This window comes from Allocatelliglobosispora scoriae, from assembly GCF_014204945.1.
Taxonomy (GTDB): domain Bacteria; phylum Actinomycetota; class Actinomycetes; order Mycobacteriales; family Micromonosporaceae; genus Allocatelliglobosispora; species Allocatelliglobosispora scoriae.
On the sequence record NZ_JACHMN010000003.1, the window covers coordinates 2,764,912 to 2,781,565 of the forward strand.

Annotated in this window: 4 protein-coding genes; 3 read left to right on the forward strand and 1 reads right to left on the reverse strand. The window is 72.0% G+C overall.

The window, feature by feature from the left end; all coding sequences use genetic code 11:
• Nucleotides 1–195 precede the first annotated feature (195 nt).
• The 3 genes from F4553_RS38540 to F4553_RS38550 all read left to right on the forward strand — a co-directional run bounded on the left by F4553_RS38540 (nt 196) and on the right by F4553_RS38550 (nt 9,426).
• A complete protein-coding gene (locus F4553_RS38540) occupies nt 196–8,076 on the forward strand; it encodes a Tc toxin subunit A-related protein (protein WP_184846456.1) in 7,881 nt (2,626 codons plus the stop codon).
• Nucleotides 8,077–8,175: 99 nt separating this feature from the next.
• Nucleotides 8,176–8,895, forward strand: coding sequence for a TIR domain-containing protein (locus F4553_RS38545; protein WP_246468026.1), 720 nt, complete (start codon nt 8,176–8,178; stop codon nt 8,893–8,895).
• Between the two features lie 60 nt (nt 8,896–8,955).
• Complete coding sequence (locus F4553_RS38550; RefSeq protein WP_221470947.1) at nt 8,956–9,426, forward strand: GNAT family N-acetyltransferase; 471 nt, start codon at nt 8,956–8,958, stop codon at nt 9,424–9,426.
• Between the two features lie 32 nt (nt 9,427–9,458).
• Here the strand turns inward: F4553_RS38550 and F4553_RS38555 are convergent, their stop codons facing one another.
• Complete coding sequence (locus F4553_RS38555; protein WP_184846463.1) at nt 9,459–16,646, reverse strand: SpvB/TcaC N-terminal domain-containing protein; 7,188 nt, start codon at nt 16,644–16,646, stop codon at nt 9,459–9,461.
• Nucleotides 16,647–16,654 lie beyond the last annotated feature (8 nt).

Below are 16,654 nucleotides of genomic sequence, written 5' to 3' on the forward strand. Positions count from 1 at the left end.
CGCACCGCCGGTCCATGTCCGCGGTCGTCATCGGCGCACCCCGCTGTCGGCGGCCACTGCTGCTGACCGGCCAATTCATCGATCATTTTGACTGTCGTCAGAGGAGCGACAGTCGCGGGCCAGGGCGGTGGCCGACGGCTATTCTCCGGACAGCTTCGGCAACGAACAGCCCACTCCAGCAAACGCGAGGTGCCCATGAGCGACGACCGGGCCGGTCTTCCCAGCGAACTCCACGACCTGATCGGCGGGGACCACCCGATCGCTGCGAAGCTGCGCGAGCTGGCCGGGCCAACCGACGATCGGGTCGGGACCCTGCGGGCCCTCGCCGCGGTCGCGCCCGCCGAGTGGCACCGCGCGGTGGTCGAGGCAGGCGGCCCGCCGGACGCTTCCACCACCCCCGAGGTGTACGCCGACCAGCTGGCCGACCGCCTCGCCGCGCACTTCCCCACCGACGCCCTGCTGGCGCGCCTCGACGGCGGCATGCCGGAGCTGGCCCGCCTGCGCCGGCTCAACCGCGACACCGAGCTGCTGCACCTGGACCTCTCCTCGGGCAGTGCCGACGTGGCGGCCCTCGACACCGCCGGACTCGACCAGGCGGAGGTCCACGCGGCGCTCTCGGGACTGCGTGCCGGCCAGCGGATGTACGCGGTCGCCGAGACGGTGAGCGGCGCGCAGCGGCTGATCGCGGGCGGCTTCACCAGCGCGCTGCAGATCGCCCGCAGCTCACCGGAGGCGATCGCCGAGCAGGCGGGCCTCGACGCGGTCCTCGCGAACGACTACCACCTGCGGGCCCGGGAGACCGTCGCGGGGCTGACCGCGACGCTCGGCGGCGTGGTGGAGCTGGCGACCGGCGGGTTCAGCGAGGTGGCCGCCAACAACATGCCGCCCGACCTCGCCGACCAGCTCCGCGAGCTGCCCGGTTACCGGGAGCTCTTCGGCACCCAGTCCTACTGCGACTGCAGCCCGTGCCAGTCGATCCTGAGCCCGGCCGCCTACTTCGTGGACCTCATGTCGTGGGTGGACGAGAGTGTCACCCAGCGCTACTTCCTGGGGCGCCCGCAGCACCCGCTGCGCCTGTCGTCCCGCCGCCCGGACCTGTGGACCACCGAACTGACCTGTGAGAACACCAACGGTTCCACGCCGGTGCTGCAGATCGTCAACGAGGTGCTGGAGAACTACCTCGCCGTTTCCGGCGGCTACTCCGGCGACCTCGCCGACCGGGTCGCGGTCGCCGCCCAGGTCTACCACGACCTGCTCAGCTCCTCGCTGGAGTCGCCGCAGCAGCCGTTCGTGCAGCCGATGGCCCGGATCACCGCCTACCTGCGGGCGCTGGAGGTGTCGCTCGCCGAGGTGACCGACGTGCTCGGGGTGCCGGAGACGACGGCGACCGCGGCGGAGCTCGGGATGGCGTGGCCGCAGTTCGAGATCGCCACCGACCCCGACCAGGACTTCGCCCGGCTGGAGCGGATCTACGGCTTGTCGTTCGTCCCCGACCAGGTGGGCATCATCGCCCCGATCGACATCCAGGACCTCGTCCGGGCCGTCGGCGTCGACCGGGTGCTGCTGGGGGAGCTGCTGGAGAGCCGGTTCGTCAGCGGTGCCGGTGCTCCCGTGCAGATCGTCGCGGGGAAGCTCAGCCCCGACAGCGTGCAGAACGACATCGAGCGGGTCGAGGGCCTCACCTTCGACGCGCTGGACCACCTGCACCGCTTCGCCCGCCTGGCCCGGCAGGTGCCGTGGACGGTCGGCGAGCTGGACCTGCTCCTCACCCACCTTGGTGTCAACCTCGGCTCGATGACCGACATCATGGGCCTCGTCGCGCCGCTGCGCCTGCGCCGGCGCCTCGCCGTGAGCGCCGAGGAGACGTGCGCGCTGACCGGGGCGCTGCCGACGCTGCCCGTCGACGACCGGCCCAGCCTCTTCGACCGGCTGTTCAACCCGGCGCCGTTCGTCGACCGGGGCGGACGCTATCCGATGGACACCACCACCTTCGTACACCCGGCGCTGCGTGATCCGGGTGCGGCCGCGGCGGGCATGGACCGGGAGCGGCTGCTCGCCGGGCTCGGCGTGACCGACGAGACGCTGCTGGTGCTGCTGCGGGAGCTGGCGGTGCCGCTCGGCGCCGACCCCGGTGCGGTCGACGAGGCCGATCGCGGGTTCCTGCTGACCGTGGCGAATCTGTCGCTGCTGTGGCGGCACGCGAAGCTCGCCGCGCTGCTCGACGTGCCGGTGGCGGACCTGTTCCGGCTGATCCGGCTCACCTCGCTCAGCGGCGGCCACGTCGCCGACGGCCTGGACCTGACGCAGCTGCTCACCGCCGTCGACCTGGTCCGCGGCACGGGCCGGTCGCTCGACGACATCGAGGTGATCAGCGGGCAGGCGCCCCGGGACCCGAGCGCCTACCCGGATCCGGTGGTGATCGCCGCCCGGGTGCTCGCCGAGGTGACCGCCGAGGAGGTGCTGACCTTCACCGACACCGTCTTCACCACGCTGCCCGACGTCACCGACGAGGTGTCGCGGCGCATCGTCGCGGCGAACCCGGCGGTGATCGTGGCGGCGAAGGCGCCCGGGCGGCTGCGGGTGGCGGCGGGCGCCGACCTCGGCGTTCCCATCAACATCCCGGCCGGTCTGACGACTGCCGAGACCGGCGCGCGGTCGGTTCTCGCCGACCACCACCCGGAGCGGGTGCTCGCGAGCCGGCTCGCCGGGCCGCTGGGCACCTCACCCGCCGCGGTGGCGGAGCTGGCCGCGCTCGCCGGGGTGACGCTCGCGTCGCCGGCCCGGACGGCTGCCCTGCACGGCGACGGGCCGGTGGACTCCCTGGTGGCGCTGGTCAAGGCGCTGCTGCCGCTGGGGGTGCTCTTCACCGGACCGGCGTTCGACGCCGAGGCGCTGTCCTTCGTCCGGGCCCATGTGGACCTCTTCGACCTCGCCGACGTGCACGCGGTGACGCTGGACGGGATCCGCGCGGTCACCGACTACGCAGCGCTCGCCGAGGTCGAGGCGCCCGCCCGCTACAAGGCGGTGGAGCTGCGGACCCTGCTCGCCGCCTTCGACGTGCACTCGTTCACCTTCACGGGCGCCAACCAGGAGCTGCTCGCCCGGGTGCTCGGCACGGAGCCGGGGCTGCTCGCGACCCTGCAGAACGCCGTGGCGCTGACCCGGCTGGCGCCGACGGCGTTGCGCAAGCTCGCCGAGGCGGTGGCGTTCGCGCAGCGGCTCGGTGTCGGCGGCGACACCCTCAACCAGCTCATCAGCTCCGACTACGCCGACCTGCAGCGCGGTGCCGACGGGCTGCTCGCCGCCCTGCGCGCCCGGTGCCCGCAGGAGCAGTGGGCCGAGCGGATCGGGCCGGTCGAGGAGTCGGTCCGCTCGGCGGAGCGCGACGCCCTCGTCGACCACCTGCTGCACGCCGACTTCCCCCAGTTCGCCCACGCTCGCGACCTCTACGAGTATTTCCTCCTCGACGTCGAGGCGGGCGGCTGCGCCACGACCTCGCGGGTGGTCGCCGCGACCAACAGCGTGCAGCTCTACGTGCACCGGATCCTGATGAACCTGGAGCAGGACCGCCGCGACCCCGAGGACCCGCAGCGCCTCGCGATCGGTGCCGACGCGATCGACCCGGTCGAGTGGGAGTGGCGGCAGAACTACCGGGTCTGGGAGGCCAACCGCAAGGTCTTCCTGTGGCCAGAGAACTACCTGGAGCCGGACCTGCGCGACGACAAGACCCCGCTCTTCGAGGAGCTGGAGTCAGGGCTGCTGCAGCGCCCCATCGACGAGCAGAGCGTCGTCGACGCCTACAGCGGCTACCTCGCCGGGCTGGAGGAGCTGGCCGGGTTGCAGCTCGCCGGGTCCTATCACGATAAGAACGCGCTGACCAAGACCGATGTGCTGCACCTGTTCGGGGTGAGCCAGACCGATCCGCCGGTCTTCTACCACCGTATGGTCGACAACGCGCACTACGGCGCGGTCAAGGGCGGTCGCGGCACCCTGTGGCACCCGTGGCGCAAGCTCGACCTGCAGATCGGCGCACGCAAGGTCGCCCCGCTCGTCGCGGCCGGGCGGCTGCACGTCTTCTGGACCGAGTACGCCACCAAGGCGCAGAACAAGGTCGTCGACGGCAACTCCACCTTCGACCGCTACCTGCACACCACCAACGTGAAGTTCTCGACGCTGCGGATGGACGGCCGCTGGACCGGACCGCAGCGGATCTCGCTCGCCGGGACGTCGCCCTTCATCGGCGACGGCATCGTCGACGACCTCGTGGCGCTCCCGCTGCGGGTGGCCCGCTACTCCCAGGTCACCGGCGACGCCGTGCAGAACAACGGACCCATCGACAGCTACACGCTGCGCGGGTTCCACTGGGACCAGGTCTACCCGACGGCGACGGTGACCGGGTCGATCCTGCTGAGCCTCTTCGGGTTCCAGGTCAGCAAGCAGGTCGACCTCTTCACGCGCAAGCTCTCCGCCGTGCAGAACGCGCCGCTGACGCAGGGCCGACCGCTGATCATCCTCAACGCGCCCGGCGGCGAGCGGCAGCTCTACCGGTCCTCCGGCCTGGTCGGCTACGCCCAGTCCACCCAGCTCATGGACCGCAGCCGCCTCACCGGCGTGCTGCCGCCGTCCTGGACGACGCTGACCCAGCTCGAAGCCAACGTCGACCGCAACCGCCCGGTGCTGCTGCTCGGCTACCCCGGCTTCGACATCGCGACGAGCGTCGACCTCGTCAACGGGTCGCCGCAGGACGCGTTCATCACCACCCGGGGCGGCGACCTCTACTACCTCCAGGGTTCGCTGGGCGGACCGAACCAGCTGCGCCGGGCCGGGACGACCCTCGGGCCGACCCTGTCGCGGACGCTGTTCACCCAGGGTCTGGACACGCTGCTGTCGCTGGCGAACCAGAAGCTGCTCAAGGAGCCGACCGCCGCCACGACACCGCTCAACGACGTCGACAACCGGATCGTCGCAGGCGAGGTCGACTACGACGGCGCCTACGGCACCTACTTCCGGGAGGTGTTCCTGCACATCCCGTTCCTCATCGCCGACCACCTCAACAGCGAGCAGCGCTACGCCGCGGCCCAGAGCTGGTACCACAAGCTCTTCGACCCGACCGCCGTCGACCACCTGCCCGCCGTGATGACACCCGAGGAACGGGCGCAGGCCGACCGGGACCGGGTGTGGCGCTTCCTGAAGCTGCGCGGGCTGACGGTGCCGACGCTGCGGGCGATCCTGACCCAGTCGTCCGCGATCGAGGCCTACCGGCGGGACCCGTTCAACCCGCACGCCATCGCCCGGCTGCGGCCCACCGCCATGCAGAAGGCGCTGGTCGGCAAGTACATCGACAATCTGCTCGACTGGGCCGACAGCCTCTTCACCCAGTTCACCCGGGAGTCGATCAACGAGGCGCTGATGCTCTACTCCGTCGCCGCCGAGATCCTCGGCGAGCGTCCCGCGAAGCTCGGACCCTGCGGCGAGGACCTGGGGATGCCGCGGACCTATGAGTACATCGGCGGGCTGCTCGGTGCCGGATCGGAGTTCCTCGCCGAGGTCGAGACGTGGCTGCTCGCACAGGACGCGCCGATCGTCCCCAGCCAGCCGATCATGGCGGCTCCGCTCGCCCGTACCGCACCGATGGCGATCGACGCGGAGGAGGAGACCCGGACCCTCGCCCTGGCCGCCGACCCGCACGCCGAACTCGTCGACGCCGCCGTGCTCAAGCTGCGCCGGGAGCCCGCCGAGGAGGGCGCGAAGTGGCTCGCACGCGAGCAGGCCGAACCGCTCCCCGCACTCGCCGGGGCCGGAGACGGGCTGCACCGGGCCGACGACTGGCGGCGTACCCGGATCAGCCGGTGGGACGACTCCGGTCGCGGCCGGGTCGTCCGGGGGCTGCCGGGGCAGCACAACGGCGGCGACTTCGGGTGGTCCCTGGTCCGCCAGATCAGCCCCGTCTTCAGCGTGCCCCGCAACCCGGAGCTGCTGCGGCACTGGGACCGGGTCGAGGACCGGCTCTACAAGATCCGGCACTGCCAGGACATCAACGGCACCGTGCGGCAGCTCGCCCTCTTCGCCCCCGAGATCGATCCGATGGCACTGGTCCGGGCCACCGCCGGTGGGCTCACCCTCGACGACGTGCTCGGGGCGGGCTCCGGTTCCGTGCCGCCCTACCGCTTCGGCTACCTGCTCGAACGCGCCAAGGCACAGGCCGCCGCCGTCCAGTCCCTCGGATCGGGGCTGCTCGCGGCACTGGAGAAGAAGGACGGGGAGGAGCTCGTCCAGCTCCGCGCCGTGCACGAGCGGACGATGCTGGACCTCGCCGCGCGTACCCGGCAATGGGAAGTCGACGCGGCCGTGACGGCGGTCTCGGCGCTGGAGCAGCAGGAAGCCGCCGCGACCTACCGCCGCGACTACTACCGGGCGCTGCAGGCCGGCGGGCTGATCGGCGAGGAGCAGCTCTACTCCGACGCGGTGCAGACCGGCGCGACCCTGCACGCCTCCGCCTCGATCCTCGACACCATCGCGGGCATCGCCTACCTGGTACCGCAGCTCGGCTCGCCCTTCGCCATGAAGTACGGCGGCCAGGAGGCCGGCAACAGTGCCAACGCCTGGGCCATGGTGATCCGCGACGCCGCCGGGGTCGCCGACGCCGTCGCGGGCGCGGCCAAGATGAGCGGCGAGTTCACCCGCCGCGACGGCGAGTGGAAGCACCAGGCGCAGGTCGCCCAGCACGAGCTCGGCGTCGTGCAGAAGCAGCTCGCCGCCGCCCGGATCCAGCAGAAGATCGCCGAGCGCGCCCAGGAACTCCACCAGCGCGGCATCGACCAGGCCGCCGAGCTCTACGACTTCTACGGCAGCAAGTTCACCTCGCTCGGCCTCTACACCCACCTCGCCGGACGGCTCCAGGAGCTGCACCGCAACGCCTACACCAGCGCTTATGCCATGGCGCGCCTCGCCGAGCAGGCCTACCGCTTCGAGCGCGGCGCCGACGCCCCGGCCGTGCTGGCACCGTCCTACTGGGACAGTGGCCGGGCCGGGCTGCTCGCCGGGGAGCGGCTTCTCGTCGAGCTGCAGGCCCTGGAGCGCAAGTTCATCGAGACCGACCACCGGCGGCTGGAGATCGACCAGTCGTTCTCGCTGGCCCAGCTCGCCCCGCTCGCGCTCGCCCAGCTGCGCGAGCAGGGCACCTGCGAGTTCACCGTCCCCGAGGGCCTGTTCGACCTGTTCTACCCCGGGCACTACCGGCGGCGGATCCGGTCGGTGCGGCTCACGATCCCGGCGGTGACCGGCCCGTATGTCAACGTCAGCGCCACCCTGACCCTGCGGCAGAGCTGGCTGCGCACCAAACCGGTCGTCGGGGCGGACCCGCTCGCCTTCGCCGAGGTGCCGCTGCAGCGCAGCGTCTCCATCGCCACCAGCACCGCCCGGCAGGACGGCGGCGCGTTCGAGCTGTCGTTCCGCGACGAGCGCTACCTGCCCTTCGAGGGTGCGGGCGCGGTCAGCCGGTGGGAGCTGACGCTGCCCACGGCGTTCCGCCCGTTCGACTACCGCACGATCAGCGACGCCGTCGTGCACATCGCCTACACCGCGGAGGCCGACCCCGGTCTGCGTACCACCGTCGAGACCGGCAACAAAGAGCTCGAGGGCAGCCTGCGCCACCACCTCACCCACCACCCCCGGGGCCGGGTCTTCAGCCTGCGCAACGACTTCCCGGCCGAGCTGCACCGCCTCCTCACCAGCCCGCCCGGCGCGCCGGTGCAGGTCGCGATCGGTCCGGAGCACCTGCCGCTGCTGCTGCAGGGGATGCCGCTCACGCTCACCGCGGCCCGGGTCGCGCTCGTGCCGGTCGGCACGACCGACCTCGACCCGGTGCGGCTCAAGCTCAACAACATCCCCCTGGGCGCGCCGTCGACGCAGGTCACGGTCGGGGGGCGCAAGGCCGTCGACGCCAAAACCGCGGTGGGTACGGCGGTACTGAACGTCCACACGCTGTCGGTGATCGCACCGGCCGACGGCGGCGTGGAGGCGGACCAGTCGACGGTCCAGGACATCCTGCTCTACCTGGAGTACAAGGCGGTCTGAGCTGCTCGCCGAGATCTTGAGTACTTTCCGTCGTTATAACGACGGAAAGTACTCAAGATCTCGGGCTGGCAATTTTAGGGGAATCAGCACGTGGGTGAGATGGTCGTGGTCCATGCCGGGGAGGAGCCGCCTGGCACCTGGCAGGCGTCGATGTTCCTTGCCGGGCCCATGCCGCGCGACCCTGACATCCCGTCCTGGCGTCCGGATGCGCTGGACTCGCTCCGGGCAGCGTGGACGGCGCCCGGTGCGCTGGTCGTGTTCGTGCCGGAGGCACGCGACCGCCACAACCCCACGCCCGGCTATGTCAGCCAGCTCTGGGAGGAACGCTGGATGGCCGTCGTCGACGTCATGCTGTTCTGGGTGCCCCGCGACATGACGACCCTCCCGGGACTCAACACCAACCTCGAATTCGGCCGCAACGAAGCCACCGGCCGGATCGTGCTCGGCGTTCCGCCGCACGCGGTCAGCGTCCACTACCTGCGCCGGGCCGCCGAAACCCACGGCGCACCGGTGCGCGAGTCCCTCCACGACACGGTCCTCGCAGCGCTGAGCCTCGTCGGCGAAGGGGCAAGCCGTTCCGGTCCCGACCGTGATGTGCCGCTCCTGATCTGGCGTACCGAGGCTTTCCAGAAGTGGCGGCGCGCCGTCACCGGCGAGCTCGCGGGCGCGCGACTGCTGTGGGCCTGGTCGCCGGGTCCGTCGTTTCGCCTCCAGATGTGGGCCCTGCGAGCCGACGTGGTCCGCCCGGACGTGCTGACCAGCGAGGTCGTCACCTGCCATCCAGGAGCGCATGAGGTCCTGATCAGTCCGATACCGTGAGGGCTGATGTCGGCGCCCGGGCGTTCGACCGTTGCCGGACCACGTTGGGAGTCATCTGTGATGGAAGTGGCGCTGCGACCGATCGACGACTCCGACCTCGACGCCCTGTTCGAGATGATGCGGGATCCGGAGTCGGTTCGGATGGCGGCCTTCACCGCGAAGGATCCCGACGACCGCGCCGCGTTCGACGCCCACATGGCGAAGATCAGGGCCTTGCCCGATGCCGACAACCGGGCGATCACGGTCGACGGGAGGCTTGTCGGCAGCATCGCCAGCTTCGTGTTGGAGGGCGACACCGAGGTCACCTACTGGATCAGCAGGTCCTACTGGGGTCAGGGCATCGCCGGCAGGGCGCTCGCCCTGCTCCTGGCGATGGTTCCGGTGCGGCCCGTGTTCGCCGGGGCCGCGAGTGACAACGCGGGATCGATCAAGGTGCTGCAGCGGGCGGGCTTCGTCATCATCGGCACGGACACCGGGTTCGCCAACGGGCGGAACGCGGTGATCGAGGAGACGCGCCTGCGTCTCGACTGACCGCGCCCCGATCCCGCGGCCGAGGACGAGGCTCACTGCTTGCGCTCCTGCCAGGGGCCGGGGAAGGTGATGATCAGGTCGACGCCCGTGGCGATGTCCTTGCCCAGATTGTCCGTGGCCGGCTCGCGGAAGGTCGTCACCGCGCCGACGGCCTGCAGCGTCGGGATCTCCGAGCCGAGGTTCGGGATCGCCCGCGCCGTGTCGACGACATCGTCGGTCGCGCCGCTGAGCTGCGACAGGGTGCTGCCGCCGCCCGGTTTCGAATCGACCACGGTCAGGACGCTCTCGTTCGTGGTCTTCCCGCCGGCGAGGCGCTGCGCCGCCTCTCGGGCGTCGTTGTTGCCGGCCTGGGCGGCGGTGTTCAGCCGCTCGCGGTTGTAGCCGACGCTGCCCTGGTCGCGGCCCTGGGCCGAACCGAGCTCGTCGATCGGATCGGGCCGGGGCGTGCCGCGGCCCTTGCCCTCGACGGCGACGGTGCGCTTCTTGCTGAAGGGGCGGCGTCCGGCACCGTCGAAGAACGACTTCACCTTGGACTTGGTGTTCCCCGAGACCAGCACGTCGTCGACGCCGTTCATCCGGCCGTCGGGGATGCGGGGGTCACCCACGCTGCGCATGCCGGACTCCGCGGAGAGCTTCTTCATCGACATCTCACCGAGCTGCTTGGAGATCTCCTTCTTCCGGGTGGAGTTGGCGAGGGTGTACTCCTTGCGCAGCTTGTTCATCTGATTGCCGATCTTCGCACCCTGCGCCACCCGGGCGACCTTGGTGACGTTGCCCGCCACACCCACGGCCGCCCCGGCCACATCGCCGGCGTCGACGAGGATCCGGGAGACACCGATGGCGATGTCCCAACCGTCCTCGGCGTTCTTGATCTGCTCGACCCCGGCGGCCGCGCCGGTGCCGACCCGCAGGATGTTGGTGCTGCCCTTGACGACGGTCGCGGTGGTGGCGACGAACGTGTTCCACAGGCTCGACGCCAGACCCGTGTCCTCGGCGAGGTAGAACCGCTCGGCGACGTCGACGTAGCCGTCGAGCTCGTCGGCGAACGCGGCCGGGTCGTAGCGCCCGCCGACGTCGACGCGGCCGACGGGGTTGTTGGAGACGTAGCCGTATGCGGTGAGCTGCCCGCTGACACCGGCCGGGTCGGCGCTGAGCCATCGGCCCAGCCACGGCACATACCAGCGGTCGCCGCCGTAGTCGAGGCCGGTGTCGGGGTCGCGCTGCATCCCGGCGAAGCCGCGCCGTCGCGGGTTGGACTCCACGACCGACGAACCCGCCTGGTACGAGCACGAGCCGAAGGGCAGGTACTCGGCGTAGCTCAGGATCTTCGCGGTGCCGTCGAGCTCCAACCGGACCGTGCCGACGTGGTCGCCGACCTGGTATCGGTCGAGGGGCACCGGCGACACCACCGGTACGCCGTCGAGCCGGGTCGTCGTCTGCACCTGCGCGATCAGCACCCCGGCGGCGACGGAGACGGTGTGGCGCTGCGTCTGCGGGCCGATGGCGCTGGCTCGCTCGTAGGACTCGTAGCCGCCGACGTAGCGCAGGTCCTCGACGAGGCCGCCGAGGCGCTGCACCACCGTGCGGACCCGGGTGCCGCCGGAGTCGTAGAGGTGGTGCACGGTGCCGCCGCCGCCGAGGTCGGCGCTGCGCAACCGGCAGCGGAAGTCCCAGCTCAGCAGGCCCATGCCGGGCAGGCGGGTGAGGTTGCCCTGATCATCGTGGGAGTAGGCGTCGCTGAAGGGCCCGGCCGCCGGGTCGCCGGGGCGGCTGCTCGTGGCGAGCTGGTTGGTCCCGGCGACGTACGCGTACCGCCGCTGCCAGGATCCGCCCTGCCAGACGTGGCGGACCTGGGTGATGTTGCCCGCGTCGTCGTAGTCGTAGTGCTCGGTGTAGCGGCGCATCGCCTGCGCGTCGTTGCTGTGCGGGATCCCCACCGCGGCCGGGTCCAGGTGGGTCCGCGCCTCGTCGGAGACCTGCCCGACGTGCTCGCGCCCCTCGGCCGTGACGAGCTGGTAGCGGGCGTCGTAGGTGTAGCGGCCGGTGGCGGTGACGAGCGCGTTGTCGAAGAAGAGCTGCGACTGGGCGTCGTCGTCGATCTGGACCACGTTGCCGACGGGGTCGCGGACGTAGCGCAGGTCCTGCACCGGATCGGCCGACTGCGGCCGGGTCGTCCGCAGCCGGGCGACCTTGAAGGTCGACGGGTCGTAGTCGACCTCGCAGACCGCGCCGTTGCCGGTCGTGATGCTGGTGCGCTGCCCCCGCGCGTTGTATGCGGCGGCGGCGACATAAGGCTGCCAGATGGTGCTGCCGGGGTGGCGCAGCAGGACCCGTTCGATGAGGTTGGCCGCGTTGTACTCCGTGCGGACCTCGCTGCCGTCGGGGTGCCGCACGGTGGTCGGCCGGTTGAGGGCGTCGAACGCGGCGGTCGTGGTGTAGGCGGTCGGGTCGAGCAGGGGACCGGCTGCGGTGAGCGCACCGGCGGGCCCCGCCGCCGCGACCGCCGCCCAGTCGGGATCCGCCGCCCACGCCGAGGTGAAGCGCCGGGTCGACTCCGTGACGTTGCCGTGCCGGTCGCACCGGTCCGTGCTGACCACCCCGGCCTGGTCGAACTGCAGGTAGGGACGGCCAAGCAGGTTGCGCTGGGCGGCGTCCGGCAGCGACTCGCCGTAGACGGTGAATTCGGCGACCGCCACCGCACCGGCGCCGTCGCGGACCTCCCGGCGCACCGGCCGCTGCAACTCGTCGTAGCCGGTGCTGACCATGGTCCGCTGGTCGTCGCCGGTCCAGGTACGCACCGGGTGGCCGACGGCGTTCTGCAGCTCCACCGTCACCCCGGAGTCGACGCCGCGCCGGACGAGGGTCCGCCCGAGCATGTCGGCGCGGACCGAGACGACCGCCGCCCCGGCACCGTCGCGCAGCGACCGCTGGACGCCCTGGACGTCGAGTTCGTAGCCGACGGCGGACCTGCCCCGGGTGCCGTTGTCGTATTCGGTGCGGATCGGGCGGCCCAGCGCGTCGAGGTGCACCACGGTGGGGGTGGCGGCGTGCTCGGTGGTGAGGTCGGCGCAGCGGCGGTCGGGGTGCGCCGGGTCGAGGAGGTGGCGGGTGGCGTACCAGTCGCTGCTCAGGACCGTGTCGTTCTCGTCCCAGATCTCGTGCCGCCAGGAGCCGAACGCGCTGCGGGTGTAGGTGCCGTCGGGCTTGTCGATCCGCACGACCCGGCCGAGGGGGTCGTAGTGCAGGACGGGCGTCACGCCCTGCTCGACGAGCTCGGGCTCGTCCTCATAGGCCGGGGTGCGGCTGAAGTAGGGCTCGTACTGCCGGATCGGACGGTTCTTCGCGTCGAAGACGGTGCGTCCGGTCCCGACCCAGCGGATCGCCGGAGCCGTGTCGGTGAGGACCGGGTTGCCGTCGTCGTCGAGGACGAGGCTGCCGTCGGTGCCGCGCTGCGGTGCCAGGCCCGGCTCGGCGGGGACCTTGGCCATGATCTCGCGCCCGGTGCCGTCGTGGTAGTGATAAGCGGTCTGCCAGTGCGGATTCGCCGAGCCGTGCTGCTCGCGGCTGTGGCTGACGGTGAAGGCCGGGCGGCCGTGGTCGGCGTACTCGTCGAGGTGGTATTCGAAGCGGGTCGTCGGGTCGGCGAGGGTGTCGCCCGGCTCGGTGGCGGTGGCGAGCACCGCGAGGGCGGTGACCCGGCCGAGGGCGTCGAAGGCGACCTCGGTGCTCTGGCCGTTGGCGTCGGTGACCCGCCGCGGCAGCATCGTGCGGTAGTCGAGCTCCGCGGTGGTGGTGTTGAGCAGCGGATCGCTGCCGGTGACGACGGCGAGCGCGTAGGGGTCGTATCCGGTGGTGTGCGCGCGGCCCCACTGGTCGACGTGGCGGACGGGCCGGAAGAAGAGGTCGGGGTCGTAGTGCGTGCGGCCGGACGCCGCCCACCACGCGCCGTCGTGCCGCACGTAGCCCGCTTCGGCGCCCATCAGCGCCGCGTCGACGCCGAGCGGTGCGAGGACCGTGTTGACCTGCGTCTCGGTGAAGACCCGGACCCGCGACTCGCAGAGCAGGGCGCGCGTGCCGATCTCACCGAGCGGCAGCGCGGCGGTGAGGTCGTCGGACCAGTAGTGGCTCTGGTCGGCGGCGATAAGGCGGCGGCGCAGCCCGGTCGCGGGCGCTGCCGCCTCGAACGGGATCTCGGCGGCGGTGTCGAGGGCGGTGCTGATCGCCGCCGCGTCGAGCAGCGCGGCGGCGGACCCGGTGAGCCCGGTGACCTCGTAGACCCGGCGGGCGACGGGCGCGCCGATCCAGAGCCGGCCGGCGTGCCCGGCCTCGGTCGTGTAGTCGTTCTCCGTGCAGGTGACCCAGGTCCGGCGCTGCTCGGCGTGGGCGGCACCGGGATCGCCGTAGGCGGCGGACGCGCTGCGGGTGACGTTGCCGTAGTCGTCCACGGCGAGGGTGAGCTGGTGGCTGACACGGGGCGTGGTCGCCTCCCGGCCGGTCTCGGCGAGCACCGTCTCGGCGAGCAGCGGCGCGAAGACACTGCGGTCGCCCGGACCGCGCTGGACCCGGCGGACCCGGTAGCCGCGCTGAGTGACCTGGTAGGGCACTCCGGCGAGGGGCGTGCCGTCGTCGGCGTAGATCTCCTGGCGCAGCAGCGACCCCTTCAGCGCGCGGCAGGCGTCGCGCTGCTCGGCGAGGGTGAGGTCGGCGGGCAGGCTGACCGGGGGGATCGGCTGGATCGTCGGCTGGTGGTAACCGGTGGTGTCCGGCCATCCCTCCTCGCCCGGCTCGGCTCCGGTGTGGTGCCAGGTCACGGTGCGTACGGGTGCGTCCGCCCCGGCTCCGGTGAGGCTGTCCCACTGGGTGACCGACCCGAAACCGCAGAACGTGCCCTCGATGTGGTCGTATCGGCCGTCGCGGGGTGCGTAGCGCGTGGACTGGACCGTGCCGGCGATCAGGTCGTGCACGTCGACCCGCTCGACGATCTGCACCGGGAAGGGCAGCCTGGTGGCCCACGGCCGGCCGGCGGCGGCATCGGCGAGGAAGAACCCGGTCGAGGTGGCGTAGGTCAGCACGGTACGCGTACCGAGGTTGTTGTCGACCTCGGTCAGCAGGTGCGGCTTGCCACCGGCGAGCAGGTCCAGGTAGCGCAGCGGTGCCCCGCTCGCGCCCGGCAGCGGCTCGGACCAGACGAGGCAGCTCGTGCCGATGCCGAGCAGGTCGACGAGGGCGACCGAGGTCAGCTCGCCGATCGGCGGGCACCCGGTCAGCTCCGTCGCCGCGCCCCACCCGTTGCCCGCCTCGTTGGACCAGTAGCGCACGCCCTGGCGGCCGAGGTAGACGATGTCGGTGGGTCCGGATCCGTCGACGTCGCCCAGGCGCAGCCGGGCCGGGTCGAACTGGTCCTCGTGGTCGAAGACCGGCGGGTTCGCCATGGTGATCTGCGGCCCGAACCGGCCGTGGCCGAGGTTGGGCCAGTAGCTCACGTCGCCGTTGCGGATCCGCACGAGGTCGGTGAGCCCGTCGCCGCTCATGTCCGCGAGGTGGATGGTCTGCGCGGCCTCCGCGAACGCCAGCGGCGACCCGGTCTCGTCGACCGGCGGCTTCGCGACCGCGACCGGAGCGGCGAAGCCGCCCGTCCCCAGCGAACGGAACCACAGGCTCTGCTCACCGGCGGTGAGCAGCAGATCCGCGCGGCCGTCGCCGGTGAGGTCCAGCAGCCGCGCCGCCGGGTCGTCCACCATGGAGTGGGGTACGCCCGGCAGCGGCGCGAAGGGCAGCCACTCCGGTTGCCCGCCGACCGGGGCGTGCCGGACGCTGTGCCCCGGCGTCGGCGCACCCATGCTGACGAGGCTGCGCCGCCCGTTCCCGTCGAGGTCGAGCAACTGCACCGGGGAGCCCGCACCGATCGTCGGGGTGCTCGCCGGCTCCTCGATCGGGCCGAACCGGGCCCCGCCGAGGTTGCGCTTGTAACGCCAGGTGGTGCCGTCGGCGGTGAGGACACCGGCGATGCCCTCGCCGTCGAGGTCGACCCACTGGCTGACCGTGCCGTCGACCCCGGCGGGCAGCCCGGCGAGGCTGCCCGGGTCCACCGTGTGCATCGTGTCGCCGACGACGAGCGGGCTGTAGGTCAGCACCACCGGCGGCGTGCTCTGCCGGTCGTAGCCGCTGCCGTCGGCCGTGCGCACGTAGCCGGTCTGCCGCACGCTCGTGAGCAGCGACATCAGCGCCCCGTCGGTGTATTCCAGGTCGGTCGACCGGACCAGGCAGGGCTGCGCGCCGAGCTCCGGCAGGTGGTGGAAGAGCAGGATCCGCCGACCGCGCCGGTAGGCGCGCACGTCGAAGCCGGTGCGGTAGCTGGAGAACGGGTCGGGTCGGCACCCCCACGGCGCGGTCTCGTCGGGCGTCGGGTTCGCCAGGTCGTGCTCGCCGTAGTCGACGACGACCTCGAAGGCCCACTCCACCGGCGCCGCCGCCGGGGTGTTGCCGTAGCGGATCCGCTTCAGGTACGCGTACGCCACGGGCTGGGTGCCGTCGAGTCGGCTGCGCTCCTGCGGCAGCCGGGCGTCCACACCGGACATGTCCTCGTGCTTGTACTCGTAGCGCAGCACCCCGCCGAGCGGATCGCGCTCCTCCTCGACGAGCCAGGAGAAGACCCGCGACGGGTCGGCCGGATCGGCGAGGCGGCAGGACGGATCGCGGCCGTAGACCGTGACCGTGCTGGCGCGGGAGACGGTGCGCCAGTGCACATCGCCGGTGAGCGCGTGCTCCCAGCGCTCGACCCGGGTGTAGGCGCCCTCGACCCGGGGCCGGAAGCAGGTGACCAGATGGTCCCCGCTCGGCCAGCCCTCCTGCACCCACCCGGCGACCGGATCCGCGACCAGCGCGGGGACGATGTCCTCGCCGCCGCTCAGCGTGATCGCGTCATCGTCGGTGTAGGCCGGGACACCCTTGTCGGTGCGGCGGCTGATCGCGGGCAGCGGCAGGGTCCAGCCCTGCCCGAACGGGCCGTTGCCCGTGCCGGATCCGTAGGAGAGCAGCAGCTCCGGCGAGGGCCCGCTCGCGGCGGTCGTGTAGACGGGCAGCGTCAGCGACGCGGTGCAGGTGGAGTTGTGCGCGGTGAGCTTCTCGCTGATGCCGCGCAGGGCGCCGCCGCCCTTGGGCAGCGCGGGCGCGGGTGTGCCCGCCCTCGTGGGCTGCATGCTCGAGACCGCCTGGTCCACGCGCCTCA